General features: G+C 69.5%; 18 protein-coding genes and 1 pseudogene. 15 read left to right on the top strand and 4 right to left on the bottom strand.

Going from position 1 to position 25,807, the window contains the following annotated elements; all coding sequences use genetic code 11:
* Positions 1-16: 16 nt before the first annotated feature.
* From ABB22_RS06320 to ABB22_RS06335, 4 genes are all read left to right on the top strand, one after another.
* On the top strand, positions 17-1,339 hold the full coding sequence (locus ABB22_RS06320; RefSeq protein ID WP_055771570.1) for a dicarboxylate/amino acid:cation symporter: 1,323 nt from the start codon (positions 17-19) through the stop codon (positions 1,337-1,339).
* A gap of 169 nt (positions 1,340-1,508) precedes the next feature.
* Positions 1,509-3,515 (top strand): transketolase, encoded by a 2,007-nt coding sequence (tkt, locus tag ABB22_RS06325; protein ID WP_055771567.1) that lies wholly within the window; start codon positions 1,509-1,511, stop codon positions 3,513-3,515.
* A gap of 413 nt (positions 3,516-3,928) precedes the next feature.
* The gene (locus ABB22_RS06330; RefSeq protein WP_055771564.1) at positions 3,929-4,309 is read left to right on the top strand and encodes a VOC family protein; all 381 of its coding nucleotides are present in this window, start codon (positions 3,929-3,931) and stop codon (positions 4,307-4,309) included.
* Positions 4,310-4,329: 20 nt separating this feature from the next.
* Positions 4,330-4,698, top strand: a complete 369-nt coding sequence (locus ABB22_RS06335) for a VOC family protein (protein WP_055771559.1) — start codon at positions 4,330-4,332, stop codon at positions 4,696-4,698.
* A 10-nt stretch (positions 4,699-4,708) separates the two neighbouring features.
* Here ABB22_RS06335 and ABB22_RS06340 read toward each other — a convergent pair whose 3' ends face one another.
* Positions 4,709-6,664 (bottom strand): acetyl-CoA hydrolase/transferase C-terminal domain-containing protein, encoded by a 1,956-nt coding sequence (locus ABB22_RS06340; RefSeq protein WP_055771555.1) that lies wholly within the window; start codon positions 6,662-6,664, stop codon positions 4,709-4,711.
* A 119-nt stretch (positions 6,665-6,783) separates the two neighbouring features.
* Between ABB22_RS06340 and ABB22_RS06345 the strand changes: the two genes are divergently transcribed.
* The 3 genes and pseudogenes from ABB22_RS06345 to ABB22_RS06355 all read left to right on the top strand — a co-directional run bounded on the left by ABB22_RS06345 (position 6,784) and on the right by ABB22_RS06355 (position 9,330).
* Entirely contained in the window at positions 6,784-7,158 is a 375-nt protein-coding gene (locus ABB22_RS06345) for a BlaI/MecI/CopY family transcriptional regulator (RefSeq protein ID WP_055771552.1), read from the top strand.
* Positions 7,145-8,701, top strand: a pseudogene (locus ABB22_RS06350) (TonB family protein); the annotation flags it as partial. The gene ABB22_RS06345 and the pseudogene ABB22_RS06350, both read left to right, overlap by 14 nt.
* A 35-nt stretch (positions 8,702-8,736) precedes the next feature.
* Complete coding sequence (locus ABB22_RS06355; RefSeq protein ID WP_055771548.1) at positions 8,737-9,330, top strand: hypothetical protein; 594 nt, start codon at positions 8,737-8,739, stop codon at positions 9,328-9,330.
* A gap of 94 nt (positions 9,331-9,424) precedes the next feature.
* Here the strand turns inward: ABB22_RS06355 and ABB22_RS06360 are convergent, their stop codons facing one another.
* The gene (locus ABB22_RS06360) at positions 9,425-10,261 is read right to left on the bottom strand and encodes a S1/P1 nuclease (RefSeq protein ID WP_082443720.1); all 837 of its coding nucleotides are present in this window, start codon (positions 10,259-10,261) and stop codon (positions 9,425-9,427) included.
* A 142-nt stretch (positions 10,262-10,403) separates the two neighbouring features.
* A complete protein-coding gene (locus ABB22_RS06365) occupies positions 10,404-11,048 on the bottom strand; it encodes an OmpW/AlkL family protein (RefSeq protein WP_055771933.1) in 645 nt (214 codons plus the stop codon).
* A gap of 243 nt (positions 11,049-11,291) precedes the next feature.
* Between ABB22_RS06365 and gap the strand changes: the two genes are divergently transcribed.
* From gap to pyk, 7 genes are all read left to right on the top strand, one after another.
* On the top strand, positions 11,292-12,293 hold the full coding sequence (gap, locus tag ABB22_RS06370; RefSeq protein ID WP_055771930.1) for a type I glyceraldehyde-3-phosphate dehydrogenase: 1,002 nt from the start codon (positions 11,292-11,294) through the stop codon (positions 12,291-12,293).
* A 576-nt stretch (positions 12,294-12,869) separates the two neighbouring features.
* Positions 12,870-15,584 carry a DUF2339 domain-containing protein gene (locus ABB22_RS06375; RefSeq protein WP_055771544.1) on the top strand — a complete coding sequence of 905 codons (2,715 nt, stop codon included), beginning with the start codon at positions 12,870-12,872 and terminating at the stop codon, positions 15,582-15,584.
* Positions 15,581-16,954, top strand: coding sequence for a DUF3999 domain-containing protein (locus tag ABB22_RS06380; protein WP_055771541.1), 1,374 nt, complete (start codon positions 15,581-15,583; stop codon positions 16,952-16,954). Before ABB22_RS06375 ends, ABB22_RS06380 begins: the two co-directional genes overlap by 4 nt.
* Positions 16,955-17,066: 112 nt before the next feature.
* On the top strand, positions 17,067-18,449 hold the full coding sequence (locus tag ABB22_RS06385) for a serine hydrolase domain-containing protein (protein WP_244481331.1): 1,383 nt from the start codon (positions 17,067-17,069) through the stop codon (positions 18,447-18,449).
* A 167-nt stretch (positions 18,450-18,616) separates the two neighbouring features.
* Complete coding sequence (locus ABB22_RS06390; protein ID WP_055771535.1) at positions 18,617-19,795, top strand: phosphoglycerate kinase; 1,179 nt, start codon at positions 18,617-18,619, stop codon at positions 19,793-19,795.
* Entirely contained in the window at positions 19,792-20,436 is a 645-nt protein-coding gene (locus tag ABB22_RS06395) for an HAD hydrolase-like protein (RefSeq protein ID WP_055771533.1), read from the top strand. Before ABB22_RS06390 ends, ABB22_RS06395 begins: the two co-directional genes overlap by 4 nt.
* An 883-nt stretch (positions 20,437-21,319) precedes the next feature.
* Positions 21,320-22,786 (top strand): pyruvate kinase, encoded by a 1,467-nt coding sequence (gene pyk / locus ABB22_RS06400; protein ID WP_055771530.1) that lies wholly within the window; start codon positions 21,320-21,322, stop codon positions 22,784-22,786.
* Positions 22,787-23,223: 437 nt separating this feature from the next.
* Here pyk and ABB22_RS06405 read toward each other — a convergent pair whose 3' ends face one another.
* A complete protein-coding gene (locus ABB22_RS06405) occupies positions 23,224-24,789 on the bottom strand; it encodes a YadA-like family protein (RefSeq protein ID WP_055771527.1) in 1,566 nt (521 codons plus the stop codon).
* 356 nt (positions 24,790-25,145) lie between these two features.
* On the opposite strand from ABB22_RS06405, the gene ABB22_RS06410 reads away from it, so the two are divergent.
* Positions 25,146-25,712, top strand: coding sequence for a hypothetical protein (locus tag ABB22_RS06410; RefSeq protein ID WP_055771524.1), 567 nt, complete (start codon positions 25,146-25,148; stop codon positions 25,710-25,712).
* Positions 25,713-25,807: the final 95 nt, after the last annotated feature.

Genomic DNA, 25,807 nt, shown 5'->3' on the forward strand with positions numbered 1-25,807 from the left:
CCGCGAGTACCGACGCATGCCCAACGCCCAAGCGCCAAGGAAACCCTCCATGCCGTTGCACATCAAGGTGCTGCTTGGGTTCATGCTGGGCACGATCGTGGGCCTGGTCGCACACGCCACCGCGGCCGACGCGGCCTGGGTGAAGACCACCATCGACTACGTCACCCAGCCATTCGGGCAGATCTTCCTCAACCTGCTGTTCATGCTGGTGGTGCCGCTGATGTTCTCGGCGCTGGTGCTGGGCGTGGCCGAGCTGGGCGACATCGCCTCGCTGGGCCGCCTGGGCTGGAAAACGCTGAACTACACCGCGGTGGTGACCGCGCTGGCGGTCGGCATCGGCCTGCTCTGCGTCAACCTGCTGCAGCCGGGCACGCACATGGACCCGGCCCTGGTCGAGCAGGCGATGAGCAACGCCAAGACCGGCGAGATCATCAGCAAGGGCAACGAACTGCGGCTGATGGACCTGCTGGTCAACATCGTGCCGCACAACATCGTCAATGCGATGGGCGACGACAGCAAGAAGCTGGGCATCGTGTTCTTCGCGCTGATGATCGGCATCGGCCTGGTGATGAAGCCGACCGCCGGCACCACGGCGTTCAAGAACGCCGTGCAGGGCCTGTTCGAGGTGTGCATGCACCTGATCGGCATGTTCATCAAGCTGGCGCCGTTCGCGGTGGCGGCCTTCATGTTCAACCTGACCGCGCGGCTGGGCTGGGACGTGATCCAGAGCCTGATGTGGTTCGTGGTCACCGTACTGCTCGCGCTGGCGATCCATGGCTTCGTGGTCCTGCCGCTATGGGTGCGGCTGCTCGGCGGAATGCCGGTGCGCACCTTCTTCCGCGGTACCCAGGAAGCCACGCTGACCGCCTTCGCCACCGCCTCCTCGTCGGCGACCCTGCCGGTGACCCTGCGCGTGGCCGAGGAGAACCTGAAGCTGCCGCGCAAGGTCTCGCGTTTCGTGCTGACCGTCGGCGCCTCGGCCAACCACCACGGCACCGCGCTGTTCGAGGGCATCACCGTATTGTTCCTGGCGCAGGTCTATGGCCTGCACCTGGGCATGCCGCAGCAGCTGATGGTGCTGCTGCTGTGCATCCTCGGCGGCATCGGCACCGCCGGCATCCCGTCCGGCTCGCTGCCGGTGATCGCGATGATCTGCGGCATCATCGGCATCAAGCCCGAAGGCATCGGCATCATCCTGGGCGTCAACACGTTCCTGGACATGTGCCGCACCTCGCTCAACGTCACCGGCGACCTGGCCACCGCCGTGGTGGTCTCGCACCGCAGCGGCGTGACCGACGACGAGGTGCCGGAAGTTCCGGACAACGCCGGCCATCATTGAGCCGGCCGCAAGCCGGAGCCGCACGAAGGCCGCCCCTGGGCGGCCTTCGCCGTTCCGGAAGCAGGCGCGGCTTGCCTGTGCCGCAGGCGGACATGGCCTGACCTGCCCGGTGCTCTGTGGGACAATGGGCCGCCCGCAGCTCCGCGGGAGCCTCCCGACCCGACGAACCATGACGCAGCCCACCCGCCGCCAGTTGGCGAACGCCATCCGTTTCCTCGCCGCCGATGCGGTGCAAGCCGCCAACTCCGGCCACCCCGGCATGCCGATGGGCATGGCCGACATCGCCGAAGTGCTCTGGAACGACTATCTCCGCCACAATCCGAACAACCCGAAGTGGTTCAACCGCGACCGCTTCGTGCTGTCCAACGGCCATGGTTCGATGCTGCAGTACGCGCTGCTGCACCTGAGCGGCTACGACCTGCCGATCGAGCAGCTCAAGGCCTTCCGCCAGCTCGGCAGCAAGACCGCGGGCCACCCGGAGCGCCATGAAACCCCGGGCGTGGAAACCACCACCGGCCCGCTGGGCCAGGGCCTGGCCAACGCCGTGGGTTTCGCGCTGGCCGAGAAGCTGCTGGCGCAGCGCTACAACCGCCCCGAATTCGAAGTCGTCGACCACCGCACCTGGGTGTTCATGGGCGACGGCTGCCTGATGGAAGGCATCTCCCACGAAGCCGCCTCACTGGCCGGCACCTGGGGCCTGGGCAAGCTGGTCTGCTTCTGGGACGACAACAACATCTCCATCGACGGTGAAGTGGAAGGCTGGTTCACCGACGACACCCCGGCGCGCTTCGAGTCCTACGGCTGGAACGTGGTGCGCGGCGTCGACGGCCATGATCCGGAAAGCATCAAGGCCGGCATCGACGCGGCGCTGTCGCAGTTCGACAAGCCGACCCTGATCTGCTGCAAGACCACCATTGGTTTCGGTTCGCCGAACAAGGCCGGCCAGGAGTCCAGCCACGGCGCACCGCTGGGCAAGGACGAGCTGGAAGCCACCCGCAAGGCGCTGGACTGGCCGTATGGCCCGTTCGAGATCCCGGAAGAGATCTACGCCGGCTGGCGCGCCGGCGGCACCGGCACCCTGCGCCAGGCCGAGTGGGAGCAGCTGTTCGACAAGTACGCCGCGCAGTTCCCGGCCGAAGCCGAGGAGCTGACCCGCCGCTCGCACGGCGAGCTGCCGGCCGACTTCATTGCCCAGGCCGATGCCTACATCGCCCAGGTGCAGGCCGAAGCGCCGAACATCGCCTCGCGCAAGGCCTCGCAGAACGCCATCCAGGCCTTCGCACCGCTGCTGCCGGAAATCATCGGCGGCTCGGCCGACCTGGCCGGTTCCAACCTGACCCTGTGGAAGGGCGCGCATACCGTGGTCGGCGACGACCCGCAGGCCAACTACGTGCACTACGGCGTGCGCGAGTTCGGCATGAGCGCCATCGCCAACGGCCTGGCCCTGCACGGTGGTTTCCTGCCGTTCGACGCCACCTTCCTGGTGTTCAGTGACTATGCCCGCAACGCGCTGCGCATGAGCGCGCTGATCCCGGCGCAGGTCATCCACGTGTTCACCCACGACTCCATCGGCCTGGGCGAGGACGGCCCGACCCACCAGCCGGTCGAGCACGTCTCCTCGCTGCGCTACATCCCCAACAACGATGTGTGGCGTCCGTGCGATGCCGCCGAATCGGCGGTGAGCTGGAAGGCGGCGATCCTGCGCAGGGACAACCCGAGCTGCCTGATCTTCAGCCGCCAGAACCTGGCGCCGCAGCAGCGCAGCGCCGAGCAGGTCAAGCAGATCGAGCGCGGCGGCTACGTGCTGGCCGATGCCGCCGGCACGCCGGACGTGATCCTGATCGGCACCGGCTCGGAAGTGGGCCTGGCCATGGCCGCCAAGGCCGAACTGGACGCGGCCGGCATCAAGACCCGCGTGGTGTCGATGCCGTCCACCAACGTGTTCGACCGCCAGGACGCGGCCTACCGCGAATCGGTGCTGCCCAATGCCGTGCGTGCCCGCGTGGCGGTGGAGGCCGGCGTCACCGGTTTCTGGCGCCAGTACGTGGGCCTGGACGGCGCGGTGATCGGCCTGGATACCTTCGGTGCCTCGGCCCCGGCCGACAAGCTGTACCAGCACTTCGGCATCACCACCGAAGCGGTGGTCGCCGCAGCCAGGGCGCAGCTGGCCAAGTAACGCGCGACAGCGTTGCGAAGCGGAAAAGGCCGGGGATTCCCCGGCCTTTTCCTTGTCGGCCTATCACCACCTGGCCTGTAGAGCGGGGCAGCGCCCCGCTGGGGGCATTGTCGGCCAAGCCCCGCCGGGCGGTGCCCGGCGCTACAGAGTCACCGCGACTTCACCCCCCATGTAGAGCGGGGCAACGCCCCGCTGAGGCCTCACTAGGAAAGCCTCGCCGGGCGGTGCCCGGCGCTACAGAGCTGCATATGCCGGCGGCCTTGCGCGCCGCTTTCTTTGCGATCAAGTCGGGAAGCACTTCTTCCTGGGCGCGCTGGTTCCCTTGTTCCGGGCATGCGAGCATCCCGATGCCGGAAGCCCATCGTGGGTTTCCGATCCAGGCTGCCTGCATGGGGGCCATCCGGAGACCAACAATGAAACGCGTGACCGGCATCGGCGGCATCTTCTTCAAGGCGAAGGACCCGGCCGCACTGGCGGCCTGGTATCGCGATCATCTCGGGCTCGATGTCGCCGGCTGGAATGGCGCGGTCTTCCCGTGGGGCGGCGAGGGCAGTGCGCCGGGCATGACGATCTGGAGCCCGTTCGCCGCCGACACGACCTACATGGCGCCGGGCACCGCCTCGTTCATGGTCAACTTCCGCGTCGCCGATCTCGATGCGCTGCTGCCGGTGCTCCGTGCCGAAGGCTGCAACGTCGTGGACGGAATCGAAACCTCGGAGCAGGGCAAGTTCGGCTGGGTCATCGACCCGGAAGGCAACAAGGTCGAGCTGTGGGAGCCGCCGGCGGGGCAATAGCGCGCACCGTGGAGAATCCGATGAAAGTGAAGCGCATCGTCGCCAACATCCATACCGGCGAACCGGCCGCGGCCGACGCGTTCTACCACGCGATCCTCGGGCTGGAGCCGGTCATGGATCATGGCTGGATCCGCACCTATGCGGCAGCGTCGCGCATGATCCCGCAGTTGAGTTTCGCCGTCGAGGGCGGATCGGGGACGCCGGTGCCGGATCTGTCGGTGGAGGTCGACGATCTGGCCGAAGCGCTTGCGCGCATCCGCGCCGCCGGCATCGCCATCGAATACGGGCCGGCGCGCGAACCATGGGGCGTGCGCCGCTTCTTCGTGCGCGATCCGTTCGGCAAGCTGGTGAACATCCTGCAGCACGATCCGGACGCCGCGGGCGCCTGAGCGTCGGTGCTCAGGCCCGCGCCGTGCGCGCCAGTGCCAGGCGCAGCAGGCGCGCGTCGAGCCACTCGCTGAAACCCGCCGGCCGCTCCAGTTCCATGCGCTGCAGGTACATGGCGTCGTTGTCGCCGGCGCGCTGCAACAGGGCGGCGAACACGGTGCGCAGCTTGCCGCCGACGCTGCCGGTGCTGGCCTTCAACCAGGTCAGCGCGCGCAGCAGATCCTGTTCGACCGGGGTGAAATCGCTGCCCAGCGGGTAGTCGGGCAGGCTGCCGTCGCGGCGGAACGGCGCCAGCGCGGCGGCCCGCACACCGGCGCGGTTGCGCTGCCAGTGGGCGGGCGCGCTGAAGCCGCGCTCCAGTTTCTTCGCCGCCTTCGCCTGTTCCAGCAGGGGCGCCTGGAAGGCGGCGTCGGTGATGCCGGCCATCGCGATCACGCAGTCCTCGTCGGTCATGCCGCGCAGGTCGGCGATGCCGTATTCGTCGATGAAGAGGTCGCGCAGGTGGCGGGGAATGGTGGTGTGGCCGTAGTTCCAGCGGATGTTGGAACGCGGGTTCCCGGCACCTTCGCGCAGGGCGCGGAACATGAGGACGCTGCGCGCATCCGGCAGCGCGTGCGCCATCGCCACGAAGTCGTGCTGGCCGCCGACGCCGGACACCACGCGGCCATCGTCCAGCGCGTCGGACACCGCCGCGCCGAGCGCGGTGGCCATCATGCAGGAGTTGAAGAAGCGCGCCTGGCGGCGCTGCAGCCGCTGCAGGGTCTCGTCGCCGCCGTAGATCTGGTTGATCTCGCTGATGCGGCGCATGCCGATGGCGCGGCGCTCGTCCTCCGGCAGGTGCCGCAGCCAGTCGTAGAACGCCGGCGAGCCGAGATAGAACGCGCCGTGCAGGTATTGTCCTTCCTCGGCCAGCCGCGCATGGTCGGCGGTGTAGGCGCTGCCGTTGGCCAGGCGCTGCATCAGCCCCAGGTCGTCGTGCACCTTGCGACGGATCACGCCGCTCTGCACCAGCTTGCGGAAGCCCTCGTTGAGCATTTCGCTGCAACCGAACAGGCCGGTCGCGAACGGCTCCAGTCCGCCGATCTCGCGCACCAGCGGGTGGTCCTCCAGTGTCGGGTCGAGTGCGCGCAGGATCTGGCGGTAGCGGACGTTGTCGGTATGGCGCAGCACCAGCGCATGGCTTAGCGCGTCGGCCAGCGCGCCGATGCCGATCTGCAGGGTGCCGCCGTCGCGCACCAGCGCGCTGGCGTACAGGCCGATGGCGTAGTCGGCATCGCTGACCGGCTGCCGGGGCAGGCCGAACAGTTTCGGATACGGGCCGGGCGGGGTGAGCACCAGGTCGAAGAACGCCGCGTCCACCGTGGCGGTGCCGCCCAGCCACGGCAGTTCCGGGTCGATCTCGGCGATCAGCAGCGGGCGCGGCAGGCCGCGCGCGGCGATGGCATCCAGCGTGTCTTGGGTGATGTCGTTGTTGCAGGACAGCGACAGCCGCGCGCTGCCTTCGCACGCGGCCACCTTCTGCACGATGGCGTGCGGCGCGCGCTGCGCCACCGCGTCGGCGGCCTGGGTGTAGTTGAGGCTGGTATAGGCGCGCTGCGCCTGCGAAGAGCCGAGCAGCGCGCCGGACTGCATGTAGAACTCTTCCACCTGCACATGCGCGGGCAGGGCGTCGCGCGCGACCGCCTGCGCATAGGCCAGGCGCGGAAAGTCGGCGCCGAAGTGTCGCTCGACGAACGGGCGCAGGAAGCGCGCCTGCAGGTCATTGCCGCCGGCGTGGGGCGGATCGAGCGAAAGCGCGGTGTACAGCTGCAGTGGGCGCGAGGGATCCCGCTCGATCCGGGCATACAGCGCATTGAGCAGCCGGTGTGGTTTTCCCAGCGCCAGCGGCGCGCCGATGCGCAGCGGCCCTTCGACACGGGCCAGCAGCCACGCCGCGGCGGCATCGGGATCGGTCACATGGTCGGGCATGGCAGGTGCGTTGTTCCAGGAAGGCGGCATTACAGCATCCGGGCGATGAAGCCGCGGTCGGGACGCTTGACAGGCGCTCCGTTTACTCATGTAATCGATAAAAATTACGAGCGTAAACGATGATCCGGATCAGCGAAGCCGAAGCGGTGGTGATGGAGGTCCTGTGGGAGGCGCATCCGCTTGCCGCCGAGGACGTGATGGCGCGCCTGGCCGGGCGCAACGACTGGGCCGAGGCCACCATCAAGACCCTGCTCAACCGCCTGCTCAACAAGGGCGCGATCAGCGCGGCGAAGGAGGGCCGGCGCTATCTGTACGCGCCGCTGGTGCAGCGCGACGCATGGCTGCTGGAGGAGAGCAGCAGCCTGCTCGAGCGCCTGTTCGACGGGCGCGTCGCGCCGCTGGTGGCGCATTTCAGCCAGCACCGGAAGCTGAGCCGCGACGACGTGGCCGAACTGCGCCGGCTGCTGGAGGAGCTCGACGATGACCAGCCCTGAATTCATGCGTGCCTTGCTGGCGACCGCGCTGGCCGGCGGCATGGCGATGGCCGTGGTGCTGATGCTGCGCGGCGTGGTGCGGCGCTGGCTGGGTGCCAGCGCGGCCTATCTGCTGTGGCTGGCGGTCCCGGCGGCACTGCTGGGCGTGCTGCTGCCGGCACCGCGCATGGCGGTGCTGCCGATGGTGGCCATCGACGCGGCGATGCCGGTGGCCGCCTCCACGGCCGGAACGGGCCTGCCGGCATTGCCCTGGTCGTTGCTGCTGGTCGCGGCCTGGCTGGCCGGTGCGCTGGCGATGGCGGCGCGGCTGCGGTACCAGCAGCGCCATTTCGTGCGCGGGCTGGGGCCGCTGCGGCGCCGCGAGGATGGCGTCTGGCAGGCGCGCGGCAGCGCGGGCCTGCCGGCGGTCGTCGGCCTGTGGCGGCCGCGCATCGTGCTGCCGGCGGATTTCGAGCATCGCTATACCACCGGCGAGCGGCAGCTCGTGCTGTTGCACGAACAGGTGCATCTGCGCCGCGGCGACACCGTGGTCAACGCGCTGCTGGCGGCGATGCAATGCCTGCACTGGTTCAACCCGCTGCTGCCGTTGGCGGTGCGCCGCTGCCGCGAGGACCAGGAACTTTCCTGCGACGAGCGCGTCATCGCCCAGGGCGGTGGCGCACGCCGCAGTTATGGCAACGCCATGCTCAAGACCGGGCTGGCGCTGTCACCGCTGCCGGTGGGCTGTCACTGGCAACACCCTCATCCGTTGAAGGAGCGTATCGCCATGTTGAAGCGTCCGGTGCCGGGAAAAAAGCAGTGGCTCGCGATGGTGTTGTTGTCGCTGGGGTTGTCGTCGGGCCTGGGCTATGCGGCCTGGGCCGCGCAGCCGGCGCAGGTGCAGAAGAGCGGCGCGGATGCCGCCTATTACAGCGTGAAGCTGCGGCTGGAGGTGGATGGCCAGGCGCGCGATTTCGAAGTGCGTGAGCATGCGGGCAAGCCGTTCGCGTTCTCCATGGAGACGCCGGCTGGCCACACGTGGACGGGCGAGTTCAAGGTGGAGCCGCTGTACGCCGCACACGTCGCGCTGTCCGGCACCCTCCGCGAAGGCAGGCTGATCATCACGGCGCCGCGGCTGGTGGTGGAGATCGACGGTACTGCGCGCATGCATGCCAGGACGAAGGACGGAGATTCATTGTTCAAGATGGAAGCGGTCGTTGCCGACCTCGGCATGCAGGCCGGCGCCATGGCCGCCGTCCAGGATCCTGCGGCGCGGGCGCGCGTTGGCGTGGAGCCGGCGGATGCGCCGGCGCGCACGCCGGGATTCGCCGACATGCCGCCGCCGCGCTATCCGCCGAGCATGAACACCGGCGAGGTGGTGCTGAAAGTCGATGTCGCGGCCGATGGAACGGCCACAGGCGTGGTGGTCGATCGCAGTTCGGGACATGCGGATCTGGATGAAGCGGCGATGGACGCGGCCCGTCAGTGGAAGTTCGTTCCGGCCTACAAGGATGGCAAGGCCGTTGCCGGCCAGGTGCGCGTGCCGGTGCGCTTCGCGATGGACGAAACGACCACCACGACCGAGGAGAGCACTTCCTGATGCGGCGCCAGCCGGCAGCGGTTCCGTTGTGCGCGTTGTGCCTGCTGCTGGTGGCGACCGGCTGCGCGACGCGCCCCGCCGCCACCCAAGACGTTGCGGACAGCAGCTACAACATCGGCCAGCGCCTGCTTGTGGCGGAGAGCGGCGGTGGGCAGGGCGGGGAGGTACAGCCGTATGCACTGTCGGCGCGCGAAGTCTTCCGCATGCCCGCGCCGGTGCATGCGCCACCGCCGGAACTGCCGACCCTGCAGGGCCGGCAATCGATGCCGCCGGTGACGGTGTGCCTGAATGTCGTCGTCGACGAGCAGGGGCTGGTGCAGCGCAGTTTCCCGCTGCTGGCGCACAGCCAGTGCGGTGCTGGCGGCGACGCGGATAACGGCCATCTGCTGCAGGCCGCGGGCGATGCCGTGCGGCGATGGCGCTTCGCGCCGGCGGCGATCTGCCACTTCGCCCCCGGTACCGCCCCGGCCGCAGCGGGCGACTGCGCCGGTGCCGCGCGGGTGGAGGAGGTTCCGGTGACGTTGCCCTATGCGTTCACGTTCGAGATCGTGCAGGGACAGGCGCGCGTGCGGGTCGGCAGCACGCCGCAGTGAGCCTGCGGTGCGGGGCATCCCCGTAGAGCGGGGCATCGCCCCGCAGGAGCTGCACCGATGAAACCCCGGCCGGGCGATGCCCGGCGCCGCGGCGTCAGTGGGGCTTCTGCGGGGTATCCAGCAACTCGTTCAACAGCGCCGCCAGGCGTTCGCCGGCCAGGCGCAGCTGTGCCTCGGCGACCGGGCGCCAGACGCTGGCATACGCTTCGTCGACCTTGTGCCCCGGCGGGTAGACGCCTTCGCGCGTGGCGATGCGGCAGCTCTGCTCTGCCCATGCCGTGGCATCGCGCTGCAGCTGCGGCGCGCCGATGCCGGTGGGGGCTGGCAGCGCCTGCAGGCGCTGCAGGTACTGGTCGTCGTCCAGCTGCAGCGCATAGAACATGCCGCTGTCCCACAGCGAGTGCAGGTTGGTGCCGCGCTCGTTGAACTGCAGCTGGTAGGTGTTGCCGCCCTTGTCGTGGCCGTAGCCGGCATGCATCGGCTGGTGCATGTCGCCGACCAGGTGCACGACGAACTTGAGCGCCTGCAGGCGCTCGGCATCGGAAAGGCTGCGGTCGGCCAGGCGCGCGCTCTGCGCCTTCAGCGCCTCGATCACGCAGTCGCCATCGCGGCAATGCTTCGGCGGGTCGTAGACGCAGCCGTCCTCGGCCATGTTGACGTAGTGCCAGCCGGCCGAACGCTTGCCCAGGTCGGGGTCTTCGGCGCGCAGCTGGTCGGCCCAGGGGGCGATGTTGGCCAGGGTGTCGCCGGGCTCGGTGGCGAGCAGGCGGTCCACTTCCGCCTTCGCGGCGGGATCCAGACGCGCTTCGGCGAGGCGCGCGACCAGGCGGTGGCCCTGCGCGCCCCAGGCGAACGCCGGTGTGGACACCAGGGTGGATGCAGCCAGGACGATGCCGGAAAGGACAGAGGGAATGCGGGCGCGGATTTTCATCGCGGCATTCTAGCCGCCGCACCGTTCCGGCCATGTGCCGAAAGTGGCGGGCCTGCCCATGATCCCGCCGCGCTTGGCTCGCGACGGGTCATGAACAGGCCCTGGGAACCTGCTTACCCCGCGGTACCGGGGGAAGGCCGGGTCAGAACTTGCGGACGTAGGCCACGCCGTACACCAGCGGGTCGATGTTGGCGGTGCCGAGCTTGTTGCCGTTCACCTTGACCTTGGTGTCGATGTCGGCCCAGCGCAGGTCCACGCGCAGCGCGTCCTTTTCGGTCAGCGCGAAGTCCAGGCCCGCATGCGCGGCCAGGCCCCACGAGTCTTCCAGCTTGAGCTTGGTGCCGGTCAGCGCGCCCTTGCTGTCGGTGCTGAAGAACTTGGTGTAGTTCACGCCCAGGCCGACGAACGGGGTGACCTTGCTGCTGTTGGCGAAGTGGTACTGCAGCGAGACCACCGGCGGCAGCTGCTTGGTGCGGCCGACCTTGCCCACGCCGTCGATGCTGATGTCGTGCTGGAACGGCAGAGCGGCCAGCACTTCCAGGCCCACGTTGTCGGCGACGAAGTACTCGAACGTCACGGTCGGACGCACGCTGCTGTCCACCTTGGTCGGCAGGGCGCCCAGGCCCAGGGCCGAGCCGTTGAGGTCGCCTGCGCTGGACTTGGGATCGACGTTGTGCACGCCGACGCCCAGGGTCCAGTCGCCCTTGGACTGCGCCATGGCGGGGGAGGCGGCCAGCGTCAGGGCGGCGGCGAGGCTGGACAGCAGCAGGGCGGGGGTCTTGCGCATGGTGCGTTTCCATTGCTTGGTGAGGATGTGGCCAGTCTCCGCCGCGTGCCTGGTGCCCGCCTTGATCCGGATCAAACGGATGTCCGCGCTCAGAGTGCGTTCATGGTTTTGCCCATGTCCCGGCGCCGCTTTCGTCATGTGCGGCGTAGCGGGGCCCGGGCCAGCCAGACGGGCCCGGCTGCTACAATGCCGGTCCCTTTCCACCCCCGCCGCAGCAGTCTGCGGCCGCAGGAGTTCGTGAACATGGCAATCAAGGTCGGCATCAACGGTTTCGGTCGCATCGGACGCAATGTGCTGCGTTCGGCGGTGTTGAACTTCGGCAACGACATCGAGATCGTTGCCATCAACGATCTGCTGGAGCCGGACTACCTGGCCTACATGCTCAAGTACGACTCCGTGCACGGCCGCTTCAAGGCCGACGTGGCCGTCGACGGCGGCCACCTGCTGGTCAATGGCAGGAAGATCCGCCTGACCCAGGAGCGCGATCCGGCCAACCTGAAGTGGGACGAGGTGGGCGTGGACGTGGTGATCGAATCCACCGGCCTGTTCCTGGACAAGGCCAGCGCGCAGAAGCACATCGATGCCGGCGCCAAGAAGGTGCTGCTGTCGGCCCCGTCCAAGGACGACACGCCGATGTTCGTGTTCGGCGTCAACCACAAGACCTATGCCGGCCAGGCGATCATCTCCAACGCTTCGTGCACCACCAACTGCCTGGCCCCGCTGGCCAAGGTCATCAACGACAAGTGGGGCATCAAGCGCGGCCTGATGACCACCGTGCACGCGGCCACCGCGACCCAGAAGACCGTCGACGGCCCCTCCAACAAGGACTGGCGCGGCGGCCGCGGCATCCTGGAGAACATCATTCCGTCCTCCACCGGCGCGGCCAAGGCCGTCGGCGTGGTGATCCCGGAACTCAACAAGAAGCTGACCGGCATGAGCTTCCGCGTGCCGACCTCGGACGTGTCGGTGGTCGACCTGACCGTCGAGCTGGAGAAGCCGGCGACCTACGCCGAGATCTGCGCCGAAGTGAAGGCGCAGAGCGAAGGCGCGCTGAAGGGCGTGCTGGGCTACACCGAGGACAAGGTCGTGGCCACCGATTTCCGCGGCGAGACCCACACCTCCGTGTTCGACGCCGAAGCCGGCATCGCGCTGGACTCGACCTTCGTCAAGCTGGTCAGCTGGTACGACAACGAGTGGGGCTATTCCAACAAGTGCCTGGAAATGGTGCGCGTGATCGCGGCCTGATCGGCCCGTTGCGTTTGGTTGAAGGAAGGGCGCCGATGGCGCCCTTCTTTTTGCCCTGTGTCGCGACTGTAATCCGCCTCTTGTAGAGCGGGGCATCGCCCCGCTGGGGCATTACCGGACAAGCCCCGCCGGGCGCCGCCCGGCGCTACAGAGCCGCCGCGATCCGCGTTTCGTAGAGCGGGGCACCGCCCCGCTGGGGCATTGCCGGGCAAGCCCCGCCGGGCGTCGCCCGGCGCTACAGAGCCGCCACGATCCGCGTTTCGTAGAGCGGGGCACCGCCCCGCTGGGGCATTACCGGTCAAGCCCCGCCGGGCGTTGCCCGGCGCTACAGAGCCGCCGCGATCCGCGTTTCGTAGAGCGGGGCATCGCCCCGCTGGGGCATTACCGGGCAAGCCCCGCCGGGCGTTGCCCGGCGCTACAGAGCCGCCACGATCCGCGTTTTGTAGAGCGGGGCAAAGCCCCGCTGGGGCATTACCGACCGGGCTCCGCCAGGCGCCATCCAGCGTCATGGATACCTTGCGTTTCCGCGGAGCGTGGATAAGGTGGTGCCGCACCTCCCGGTGACAAGGATGAGGAATGGACGGCGGCGCGTTTGTGCTCTTGGGATTGCTGGTGGTGGCAGTGGCGTTGGCGGTACCGGTGCTGCTGGTCATGGCCTTGGTATCGGTGTCCTCGCTCAAGCGGCGCCTGGCCGCGCTGGAAGCTTCGCTCGCGCGACAAGGGCGGACGGGCGCGCCTGTGGCCGAGGAGATCCGGCCATCTGCAGGGCAGGAACCCATACCGGAGAGGGAGGCGTTCGAGCCTTCGCCCATCGTTCCCGGGCCTGGGCCCGTGCGGGAGGCCGCTGAGCCGGTGCGGCCCGTCGTCGTGCCCGTGCTGCCGCCTCTGCCGGAGCCGGTTCCACCGCCGTCGGTCCACAGCGCACCCGCGCGCGGGCCGGAACCGGCGGCGCCGGCCGGGCCGAACGTCATCGAGCGTGGCGTGGAACGCGTCAAACAGTGGTTCACCAGCGGCAACGTGCCGGTCAAGGTCGGCATGCTGGTGCTGTTGGCCGGCGTGGCGGCGCTGCTCAAGTACGTCAGCGACCAGGGCTGGCTGCGCCTGCCGATCGAGCTGCGCCTGGCCGGCATCAGCGCGGCCGCGCTGGCCGGGCTGGTGTTCGCCTGGCGCAAGCGCGAGAGCCATCGCGCCTTCGCCCTGGCCCTGCAGGGCGGCGCCATCGGCGTGCTGCTGTTGACCGTGTTCGCCGCGACCAGGAACTACGGCGTGCTCGGCCCCGGGCCGGCGTTCGCGGTCAGCGTGGTGCTGATCGCCGGGCTGTGCGTGATGGCGGTGCTGCAGGAGTCACGCACGCTGGCCATCCTCGGCGTGCTGGCCGGGTTCATGGCGCCGGTCTGGCTGTCCGACGGCGGTGGCAACCACGTCGCCCTGTTCTCGTACTACGCCCTGCTCAACGCCGGCATCTTCGCCATCGCCTGGGTGCGGCCGTGGCGCATCCTCAACCTGCTCGGCTTCGCCTTCACCTGGGGCATCGGCACGCTCTGGGGCGTGCTGGACTACACGCCGGCCAAGTTCGCCAGCACCGAGCCGTTCCTGCTGCTGTTCTTTGCGTTCTACCTGCTGCTGCCGCTGCTGTATGCGCGCCGGGCGGCGACGCCGGGCGGCGCGCGCATCGACGGTTGCCTGCTGTTCGGCACGCCGCTGGTGGCGTTCTCGCTGCAGGCCGGGCTGCTGCAGGGCGAGCGCATGCCGCTGGCGCTGTGCGCACTCGGCGTGGCCCTGCTCTACGCGGTGCTGGCGCGCGCGCTGCTGGGGCGCGAGCGCCTGCATCTGCTGGCCCAGGGCTACGCCATCCTCGCGGTGGGTTTCGCCACGCTGGCGGTGCCGCTGGCGCTGTCGGCCAAGGCCACCGCTTCGGTGTTCGCGCTGGAAGGCGCCGGCCTGGTCTGGCTGGGCCTGGTGCAGCAGCGCCGGCTGGCGCGCTGGACCGGCATCGGCCTGCAGCTGGCCGCGGCGTTCGCGCTGGCGGTGGGCATCGACGGCGCCCATGCCATCCGCGGCGGCGTGGAGTTCGCAGTCGCCAATGCGGTCTTCATGGGCGCGCTGCTGATCGCATTGGCCGCCTTCGCCAGTGCCTGGCTGTACCGCGGTGCGGGCAACCGGCCGGTGGCGGTGATCGCCTACGCCTGGGCCCTGGCCTGGTGGCTGGGCAACGCCGGCACCGAGATCGCGCGCTTCGTGGAGCCGCGCAGCGTCCTGCACGGCATGCTGCTGCTGCTGGGCGTCACCGGCTGGCTGGCGGCCGAGGTGCACCGGCGGCGTCCGGCACTGGCGCTGTCGCTGACCACCCTGGGCGGCTTCGTGCTGGCGTTCCCGCTGGCCTTCATGCAGGTGGCCGAGCATGGCCAGCCGTTCGCCGGCCACGGCGCCTGGGCCTGGCCGCTGTTCGCCGCACTGGGCGTGCGCAGCCTGCTGTGCCTGCGTTCGGCGGGCGATGCCATCGCCGGCCCCGCGCAGCTGGCCTGGTGGCTGCTGTGGCCGACGGTGTTGTCGCTGCTGTCCTGGCACCTGGGCAAGCGTTTCGAACTGGCCGGCGGCTGGGTCGGCATGCTGCTGGCGCTGCCGTGGCTGCTGCTGGCGGCGCTGTCGCTCCGCCGCTGGCACTGGCTGGCGCGACCGCTGGGCGTGGCGTTCGACCGCTACCGGCCGATCCTGCAGGCGGCGACCTTCGCCGTGCTGGGCCTGTGGTGGCTGGTGTCGCTGGCCAGCGCCGGCGCCGCGGCGCCGCTGCCATGGATCGCGCTGCTCAACCCGCTGGACCTGGCGCAGCTGGCCGCGCTGCTGCTGGCGGCGATGTGCCTGTGGTCCGCCGACGCGCGCCCGCGCCTGGCCGGGCTGCGCCTGGGCCTGCTGCCGCTGGCGGCGTTGGTGCTGGTCAGCACCATCACCCTGCGCGCCGTGCACCACTGGGGCGGCATCGGCTGGGACGGCCGCTTGATCGACACCAGCCTGGCGCAGACCAGCCTGACCGTGGTGTGGAGCCTGCTCGGCGTGATCGGCTGGGTGAGCGGCTCGCGGCGCGGGCAATGGGGGCTGTGGCTGGCCGGCGCGATCCTGATGGCCGTGGTGCTGGCCAAGCTGCTGCTGATCGACCGCGGCAACCTCGGTGACCTGCTGGGCATCGGCGCTTTCATCGCCTATGGGCTGTTGTGCACGCTGGTTGGCTGGCTGGCCCCGGCGCCGCCGCGCAAGAGCGGCAACGCTACGCAACGAGAGGAAGCTTCCGCATGATCAAGCGTCTGTGGTGGATGGCGCTGTTGCCACTGACGGCGCAGGCCGCCGACGATTTCGCGGCGCAATGGCCGCTGCAGCTGGCCCAGGGCGACGCCGGCGCCTACCGCGTCGTGCTGGATGAGGGGGTTTACCGCGCCGCGTACTGGCGCGACCTGCGCGATGTGCAGGTGATCGACGCCGACGGCAGGCCGATGGCCAGTGCGGTGCAGGCCGCGGCCATGCCGACCGCCGGGCCGGCGCGGCAGGTGGCGCTGGACTGGTTCGCCTTGCCCGCCAGCGCCGCCACGACGGCGGGTGGGGACCTGAGCGTGGTGGTGCAGCGCGATGCCGGCGGCAACGTGGTCTCGGTGCGCAATTCGCCGGGCTCGGCGGGCGCGGCCAAGGGCGATCCATCGTGGCTGGTGGACCTGGGCCGGCAGGCCGGGCAGGTGCAGGCGCTGCGCGTGGAATGGGAAGGCGAACCGACGGCGCTGGACCTGGGCTATCGGCTGGAAGGCAGCGACGACCTGCGCCGCTGGCAGGTGCTCGACCCGGAAGTGCGGCTGGTGCGCCTGCGCAACCAGGGACGGCAGCTGAGCAGCGACCGCGTCGTGCTGTCCACGACGCTGCGTTACCTGCGGCTGGTGCCGCTGCAGCGCGAAGGCGCGCCGCCGCTGCGCGCGCTGCGGGGCGAACTGGCCGGCGACGCGGGCACGAACGACTGGCAGTGGATCGAGCTGGCCGCTTCCGCGCCCGACACCAATGTGCCGGCCCGTTTCCGTTACCGGATGCAGGGGCGTTTCCCGGTGCAGCGGCTGGACGTGGCGATGCCGGCAAACACCGCGGTGTCGTGGAATGTTTCCAGCAGCGACGCCGACCGCAAGGTGGCCGATGCCGCACAGGCCTGGCAGGCGCGCGCCAGCGGCTGGAACACCTGGACGCTGCAGGAAGGCGAACGCCGGCAGGCCTCGGCGCCGCTGGAACTGGGGCGGGAAACCAGCGACCGCGACTGGCAGCTGCAGGCCGAACCGGCGGTGGCCGGCACGCCGGCGCCGGCCTTGAAGCTGGGCTACCGGCCGGGCAGCGTGGTGTTCCTCGCCCAGGGGCGCGCGCCGTACCTGCTGGTGGCCGGCAATGCGCGCGCCGGCGTGCGCGAGAGCAACCTGGAGCCGATGCTGGCGGCCCTGCGCGCCCGCAACGGCGCGCAGTGGCAACCGGCGGCCGCCAGCCTCGGCGAAAGCGCGGTGCGCGCGGGCAACAAGGCCTATGCGCCGGCGGCCCCCGCGCGCGACTGGAAGAACCTGGTGCTGTGGGCCGTGCTGGTGGCCGGCGCGCTGGCCGTGGCCGGCTTCGCGGTGAGCCTGCTGCGCGGCAGGCCGCCGCGATAGATCGACCAGGACGCTGGCCGGATCCGGTCGCGGCCTGCGATGGGTTCCGGCATGGCGTGCCTGCACTTTGCGGTTGCGTCTGGCCAACGGAGAGGGTGTGACGAGCGTGAGAGTGCTCCTGGGATTTTTGATGCTCTGTCTGTCGATTGGCGCGCATGCCGGGGAACACGCTCCGGCCAGCCATGCCGAACAGGTTTTCGGGCTCTGGCTGGCCGCATTCAATGCCGGAGACCGCGATGGCCTGCAGGCGTTTGTTGCGGATCACAAGGGCGGCCGCGATGCCCAGCGCGATCTCGACCTGCGCGAAGCGATGGGCCGTTTCCGTTTGCTGGGAATCAAATCCAGCAGCACGCACTCGATGCAGGCGATGCTGCTTTCCGAATCGACCGATCGCGGTGTGCTGGCGAGCCTGGAGGTCGATCCCGCGAGCCCGGCCGATGTCAGCCGGTTCCAGCTCGAGGGCATGGAACTGCCGGCCGAATTCCAGCCGCGGCGCCTGCCGTTGCCGGTGCTGCTGGCCGAGAGCCGGCGGCGGCTGGATTCGGCCCGGGATGACGACACGCTGTCCGGTGCGCTGCTCGTGGCCAAGGACGGGAAAATCCTGCTGCGCTGGCAGGGCGGGCAGGCGGACAGGGAGCGGAAGATCGGGGTCGACGGGGCGACCCGGTTTCGATTGGCGTCGTTGAACAAGATGTTCACGGCGGTAGCGATCCTGCAACTGCAGGAAGCGGGCAGGCTGTCGCTGGACGACAGCGTCGCCACGCATCTGCCGGATTATCCGGATCAGGCGGTGGCCGGAAAGATCACGGTGCGGCAGCTGCTCAACCACACCAGCGGGCTGGGCGACATCTTCGGCGAGGAGTTCGAGAGGCGTTCGCAATCGCTGCGGACATTGCGGGACTATTGGAGCCTGGCCGGCAACGAACCGTCGAGCGCCGCGCCGGGAAGCGAGGACGGGTATTCCAACTACGGTTACATCCTGCTCGGATCGATCATCGAGGCGGTGAGCGGGCAGTCCTACTACGACTATGTCGGCGAGCACATTTACCGTGTCGCCGGCATGGATTCGACGGGGGCGGAGCCGGAGTCGTCGCCGGTGCCCGGGCGGGCGGTGGCCTACACCCGGGTCGAGGGCCGTTGGGTGCCGGAAACCCGGACGTTGCCATGGCGGGGTACGTCCGCCGGTGGCGGTTACAGCACGGTCGAGGACATGCTGAAATTCGTCGAGGCTCTGCGCGCTGGCCGGCTTGTTTCGCCGGCGTCGCTGGCGACGGCGACGTCGCCGCAGAACCACAAGGGATGGTACGGCCATGGCTTCATGGTGGGCGGCGAGGGCCAGGCGCGGCAGTACGGGCATGAAGGCGGGGCGCCAGGCGCCAACGCCGCCCTGGCGGTGTTGCCCGGACCAGGCTACGTGGTGGTCGGCCTGGGCAATGTCGATCCAGGAGCGATGGAGAACATGGTGAATTTCATCGTCCATCGCCTGCCGTTGTAGGCCGGCGCGGCGGGCCCTGCCTCCGCAGATCCGCTGCATGCATCTTCGAGCAGGCTTGGCCGCGGCCGGGAAACCGGATCGCGGCATGCGGCAGGGCTCGGGTTTGCCCCGCCTGCGGGAGCGGGCGAGAATTGCGGTTTCCCCACCCTTCGCGGAGCCGCGCTGCCATGTCCATCGTTCGCATGACCGACCTTGATCTTTCCGGCAAGCGTGTCCTGATCCGGCAAGACCTCAACGTGCCGATCGACGACAACGGCAGGATCACCTCCGAACAGCGCATCACCGCCTCGCTGCCGACGCTGAAGCTGGCGCTGGAGAAGGGCGCGGCGGTCATGGTCACATCGCACCTGGGCCGCCCGCAGGAAGGACAGTGGAGCCAGGCCGATTCGCTGGCGCCGGTGGCCGCGCGCCTGTCCGAACTGCTGGGCATGGACGTGCCGCTGGTCCGCGACTGGGTGGATGGCGTCGAGGTCGCGCCGGGCAGCATCGCGCTGCTGGAGAACTGCCGCATGAACGTCGGCGAGAAGGCCGACGATGAAGCGCTGTCGAGGAAGTACGCCGCGCTGTGCGACGTGTTCGTGATGGACGCCTTCGGCACCGCGCACCGCGCGCAGGCCTCCACCCATGGCGTGATCCGTTTCGCCCCGGTCGCCGCCGGCGGCCCGCTGCTGATGGCCGAACTGGACGCGCTGGACAAGGCGCTGGCCAACCCGGCGCGGCCGCTGCTGGCCATCGTCGCCGGCTCCAAGGTCTCGACCAAGCTGGAGCTGCTGTCCAGCCTGGTGGGCAAGGTGGACCAGCTGATCGTCGGCGGTGGCATCGCCAACACCTTCATCGCCGCCGAAGGCCACGGCGTGGGCAAGTCGCTGGTCGAGAACGACCTGCTGGACACCGCCCGCAAGATCGACGCCGACGCCAGGGCGCGCGGCGCAGAAATCCCGCTGCCGACCGACGTGGTGGTAGCGCCCGCATTTGCCGCTGACGCCCCGGCCACGATCAAGGCGGTCGATGCCGTTGGCGCCGACGACATGATCCTGGATATCGGCCCGCGGACTGCCGCGCAGTACGCCGGACTGATCGCCAGGGCCGGCACCGTGGTCTGGAACGGCCCGGTCGGCGTGTTCGAATTCGACGCCTTCGGCAAGGGCACCGAGGCGCTGGCGCGCGCCATCGCCGCGTCCAGCGCGTTCTCCATCGCCGGCGGCGGCGACACCCTGGCGGCCGTGGACAAGTACGGCATCGCCGGCGAGGTGAGCTACATCTCCACCGGCGGCGGCGCGTTCCTGGAATTCCTGGAGGGCAAGACCTTGCCGGCCGTGGCCGCGCTGGAGGCCCGCGGTTCGTGAGCCGCGACGTCCTGTTCTTCGATCTCGACGGCACGCTGATCGATTCGGCCGTCGGCATCACCCGCTGCGTGGCTTACGCGCTGGAGAAGATGGACCAGCCGGTGCCGGGCGACGCCGAACTGCGCAAGTGGATCGGCCCGGCGCTGCGTACCAGCTTCGCGCCCGTGTTCGGCGATGCGGTGCGCGTCGAGCGGGCCGTGGAGTTGTACCGCGAACGCTTCGACCAGCATGGCTGGCAGGAGCACGACGTCTACGCCGGCATCGGCGAGGTGGTGCAGGGCCTGCATGCGGCCGGTCATCGCCTGGCCGTGGTCACCGCCAAGAACGAGCCGCATGCGCGGCGCATCGTCGAGCACCTGCCGTTCGGCGGCTGCTTCGAGGACGTGGTCGGCGCGACCGAGGATGGCGTGCGCAGCCACAAGCCGGAGCTGATCGCCGAAGCGCTGCAGCGCCTGTCGCTGGCGTCCGGGCAATGCTGGATGATCGGCGACCGGCGCATGGACATCGAAGGCGCGCGCCACCACGGCATGCGCAACGTCGGTGTGCTGTGGGGCTTCGGCGGCCGCGAGGAACTGACCGCGGCCGGTGCCGGCTCCCTGGCCGATACCCCCGCCGAACTGGCGCGGCTGCTGTCGCGCTAGAACGCACCGCGCCTCGCGCGTAAAGCGGGGCAACGCCCCGCTGCGGCTCTACCGGGAAGTCCCCCGCCGGGCGTTGCCCGGCGCTACAAGGCGGCGCGGGTCGCAGGTTCTGTAGAGCGGGGCAACGCCCCGCTGTGGCTTTGCCGGGAAGTCCCCCGCCGGGCGTTGCCCGGCGCTACAAGGCAGCGCGGGCTGCAGGTTCGGTAGAGCGGGGCAGCGCCCCGCTGCGGCTCTGCCGGGAAGTCCCCCGCCGGGCGTTGCCCGGCGCTACAAGACGGCGCGGGCTGCAGGTTCTGTAGAGCGGGGCAACGCCCCGCTGCGGCTCTACCGGGAAGTCCCCCGCCGGGCGTTGCCCGGCGCTACAAGGCGGCGCGGGCTGCAGGTTCGGTAGAGCCGGGGCAACGCCCCGCTGTGGCTTTGCCGGGAAGTCCCCCGCCGGGCGGCGCCCGGCGCTACAAGGCGGCGCGGGCTGCAGGTTCGGTAGAGCGGGGCAACGCCCCGCTGCGGCTCTACCGGGAAGTCCCCCGCCGGGCGTTGCCCGGCGCTACAAGGCGGCGCGGGCTGCAGGTTCGGTAGAGCGGGGCAACGCCCCGCTGTAGCTCTACCGGGAAGTCCTCCGCCGGGCGCTGCGCGGTGGTGCGGCAAGACAGGGCGATGTCCCGGCTGGCTTTCGGCCTGTCCCGCGAAGGCGGGTCGATGCCGGCGCCTGTCCATGCGTCGCGCCACCGCAGGACAGGATCGGATGGCTGTGCGGCATTGTCCGGACAGGCTGTCCGCCCTGTCTGCGGGACAGTGCGGAAAGTCTCTTCTGAAATCGTATGCGACATCGTTGTCATGCACTGGATATGCTAATTTCGGCGGTCTTTCCGGGAGTTTTCGCACCATGATCGAACGCCAGCGCCGCACCAAGATCCTCGCCACCCTCGGACCGGCCACCGATGCGCCGGGCGTGCTCGACGATCTGTTCCGCGCGGGCGTCAACGTGGTGCGGCTGAACTTCTCCCATGGCGATCCGTCCGGCCAGGCCAAGCGTGCGGCTGAAGTACGCGCCGCGGCCAACCGCGTCGGCGTGGAAGTGGGCATCCTGGCCGACCTGCCGGGTCCGAAGATCCGCATCGAGCGCTTCGCCGGCGGCAAGGTGCAGCTCAAGGCCGGCGACCGCTTCGACCTGATCGCCAGCGCCGACGCGGCCCCCGGCGACGCCAGCCAGGTGGGCGTGAGCTACCTCGGCCTGCCGCAGGACGTGGGCCCGGGCGATGTCCTGCTGCTGGACGATGGCCTGATGCAGTTGCAGGTCGTGGAGGTGCAGGGCGAGCGCATCATCAACACGGTGCTCAACGATGGCGTGCTGTCCGACCGCAAGGGCCTGAACAAGCAGGGCGGCGGCCTCTCGCTGGGCGCGCTGACCGAGCGCGACAAGGAGCTGATCGGCATCGTGGCGAAGATCGGCGTGGACTTCATCGCCGTCTCCTTCTGCCGCAACGCGCAGGATATGAACGATGCGCGCGCCATCGCCCAGCAGCATGGCTGCGACGCGGCGCTGGTGTCCAAGATCGAGCGCACCGAGGCGATCGAGAACCTGGAGGAGATCGTCGAGGCCAGCGACGTGGTGATGGTCGCGCGCGGCGACCTGGGCGTGGAGATCGGCGATGCCGAACTGCCGGGCCTGCAGAAGAAGATCATCAAGGCCGCGCTGGCGCAGAACAAGGTGGTGATCACCGCCACGCAGATGCTGCAGTCGATGGTCGAAAGTCCGATCCCGACCCGCGCCGAGGTGCTGGACGTGGCCAACTCGGTCATCGACGGTACCGACGCGGTGATGCTGTCGGCCGAAACCGCGGCCGGCGCCTATCCGGTCAAGGCCGTCGAGGCGATGGCGCGCATCTGCCTCGGCGCCGAGCGCCAGTTCCAGATCGATACCGATTTCAACGCATCGCCGCGCAACCTGGAGCGCGCCGACCAGGCCATCGCCATGGCCACGATGTTCCTGTCCCAGCACGTGGGCGTGCGCGCGATCGTGGCGATGACCGAGTCCGGCGGCACTGCGCGCTACCTGTCGCGCTTCCGCGCCAAGGCGCCGGTGTTCGCGGTGACCCGCCACGACGGCGCGCGCCGGCAGATGGCGCTGATGCGCGATGTGTTCCCGATCAACTTCGACAGCCGCGGCTTCACCCCGCGCGAAGCCGCGCGCGGCAGCATCCGCCTGCTGGTCGAGGCCGGCCTGCTGCAGGTCGGCGACCGCGTGGTGTTCACCAGCGGCGAGCACATGGAAACCCATGGCGCCACCAACACCCTGCGCCTGCTCGAGGTCGGCAACGACGGCCGCGCCAGCGGACTGGGCGAGCTGTAAGTCCGGCTTGGCCCCGGAAGGCGGTGGTGCCCGGCCGTTGGTCGGGCAATGCGCCGTGATTCGCGGCATGACCGGGTCTGTAGAGTGAGGCTTGCCCCGCCGCGGTTCGATCATGAGGCCCGTGTCCATGCCCGGGCAGAACCGCTTCTTGCAGGAACGAGGTCAGTCGCGAGCGGGGCATCGCCGGTAACGACTCAGCGGGGCGCTGGCCCGCTCCATGGAGGGATTTGCCGGCTTCCCCGGTAGTCGGCGAACAACCACGGAAACGGGGGTGGTTGCCCACCGCCGGCGACTTCCCTGTCGGTGCCGCCCGCCACATCGGGAAACCCAGGATGCAACCGGCTTGGGGACCGCTCGGGGCCGGCGCATGGACAACCCCACGCGGCCACCTGCGACCGGCTCCGGCGGTTGCCGTACGCTGTCGACGCCGGCCTCCGCTACCAGCTGAAACCCGCGCCGGCGGAAACGCCCCTCTCACTGCCGGAGAACGCGCCGCTCAACGACACGCTGGCATTGGGGGCGACGATCCGCTGGTAGCCCACTGCCAGTGCGGAGCGTCCGCCCTGCATGCCGACACCCACGCCCACCCGGTTCTGTCCGGGCAGGCCGGCGGTATTGAGCGCGGCGGCGGCCATGGCGCCGCCCATCGCGCCCAGGCGGTCGATGCGCGCATCCATGTGGCCGAGGCGGCGGTCCAGGTCGCTGCGGAACTGGGTGAACTGGTCGTTCCAGGCTGCGAATTTCTGGTCGGTGTAGGTCCTGGAGGAGGCCAGCGTCTGGGTGGCACTGGTGTCGGTGTAGGACTTCGACGTGGCCAGCGTGGCGGCATCGCCGGCGGCCATGTCCTCGCGGACATCGGTGTAATCCTTCGCCCCGCCCAAGGCCGCGCCGGCGACGGAAGCCACCTGGGCGTCGGTATAGGCATTGGCCGATGCCAGCGTTGCTGCATCGCCGGCATCGGCATAAGACTTGGCCGCATCCAGCGCCACGTCCGCCGCGGTACCGGCGGCGGATGCCACCTTCGCATCGGTGTAGGCGTTGGCGGCGGCCAGGGCGCTGGCGTTGCCTGCCTGCAGCTGTCGAAGGTTCACCGCATCGGTGGCCTGGGTGCCGTCTGCCAGATGGATGATCTGTTGCTCGCCGCCGGTACGCCCCACGGCCACGGCGTAGTCGCGGTCGGCAACGGCCATGTAGCCGATGGCGGTGCTGCCGATGTTGTCGGCATGCGATGCGTAGCCGAAAGCGCTGCTGTATTGGGCGTTGGCGACGTTGAAGGCGCCGAAGGCGCTGCTGCCCCAGCCATTGGCGGTGTTGGTGTAGCCCACGGCGCTGCTGAGCATGCCGTTGGCGGTATTGAACCCGCCGATTGCAGTGCCGTAATCAGCGCTGGCTTTGCTGCCCACCCCTACGGCGCTGGCGGCTTCGCCGCTGGCGGAGACGGCAGCGCCGACCGCGACCGAGCCGGCGCCACTGGCGGTGCTGGTCTCGCCGGGATTCCAGACGCCGTCGCCGTTGAGGTCATACCACCCGGACAGGACGATGCTGCCCGTGCCCGAAGCCTCGCCCATGTAGCCGAAAGCACTGCCCATATTGCCGCTGGCGTCGTTCTTGTAGCCAAAGGCGTTGCTGGCGGTGCCGGTGGCGATGTTGAGGTAGCCGAATGCATTGCTGAAAGGACCACTGGCGGAATTGCTGCTGCCGAAGGCACTGCTGCCTGTGCCTGCAACGAAGTTTCTCCAGCCATAGGCGTTGCCGCTGCCGCTGGCATTGTTCTGATATCCGGAAGTCGTGGCACTTGCAGAGCATGTGGTGTTCTCGACGCCGCTTTCAGTGCCTTGGTTGGTGTCGAGCGCTGGATTGGCGACCCAGCTCTGAGTCGCTGGATCCCACACCAGGCATGCCGGGTCTGCGGCCAGCGCCGGCAGCGCGACGGACGAGGCCAGCGCGAGCGCCAGCAGTGAAAGCACGGGACAGCGGGAAATGCGCGGCTTGCGGATGTACATGACGTTCTCCGGTCGGGCGGGGCTTCATTGCCACCACTGCGGAGAACACGGAAAGCGGAAGCCGGCTGACAGCCGGCGTGAGTCCGTGCCTTGCCACCGGACGACGCAACACTGCCGGCCGGCTTTCCTGGAGGCAGCGACCACGTCCGTGGGGACGGGTTTATCGGCGACGGCTTTCGGCTATCGTGCCGGCATCCACCTGCCGGAGCCGACGCATGTACAAGTCCTGTCTTCTGTCGCTGCCGCTTTTCGTCACGGTGCTGGCCGCCTGCTCACCCACGCCACCGCCTGCGGCATCCGCACCGGAAGGGGTGCCCACCGAATCTGCCGGGACTACGGGAGCCGGGGATGCGACGGTGGTCGCTCCTGTCGTCGACACCTGGGAGCTTCCTGATACCCCCGGCACCCGCGCGCAATGGGAGGCGCGTTTCGGCAAGGAAAACCTGCGTGCGGAAACCCGCTATGGGCCGGAAGGCGAGGGCGAGTATCCGGTGCTGGTGCTGTTTCCGGACGATGCGCGCAAGCGCCTGGTACTGGACCTGGACGCCGACCGCGCGGACGCGGCGGTCACCGGCGTGAGCGTGTCCGATGCGGAGTCGCTGTGGCATGAGGCCAGCGGCCTGCGCGTCGGCATGCCGTTGGCGGAACTGGTGGCGCTGAACGGTGCGTCGATCAGCTTCTTCGGGCTGGACTGGGATTACGGCGGCACGGTCGAGGACTGGCACGACGGCAGGCTCGGCAACCCGCCAGGCGCCAGCCGGTTCCGCGCGGTGACGCTGGTCGCGCGCGAGGGCGCCGATGGCGATGCGGTACCGGTGGGCGACAGCAGCTTCCGCAGCGATGACGCCCAATGGCCCGGTATCGGCAAGGATCTGCTCGTGGGGGAGATCGGCATCCATTGGTCGATGGACGGCACGCCATAGGCGGCGTCGGCTGGCGGACATCCAGCGGGCGGACAGGGGCAGCCTGACCCGCCCTCCTTGCCGGCGACCGGGGAGCAATGGAAGATCGCCGGCAG

Origin of the sequence: Stenotrophomonas nitritireducens (assembly GCF_001431425.1) — a bacterium.
In the GTDB taxonomy this organism is placed as follows: Bacteria; Pseudomonadota; Gammaproteobacteria; order Xanthomonadales; family Xanthomonadaceae; genus Stenotrophomonas; species Stenotrophomonas nitritireducens.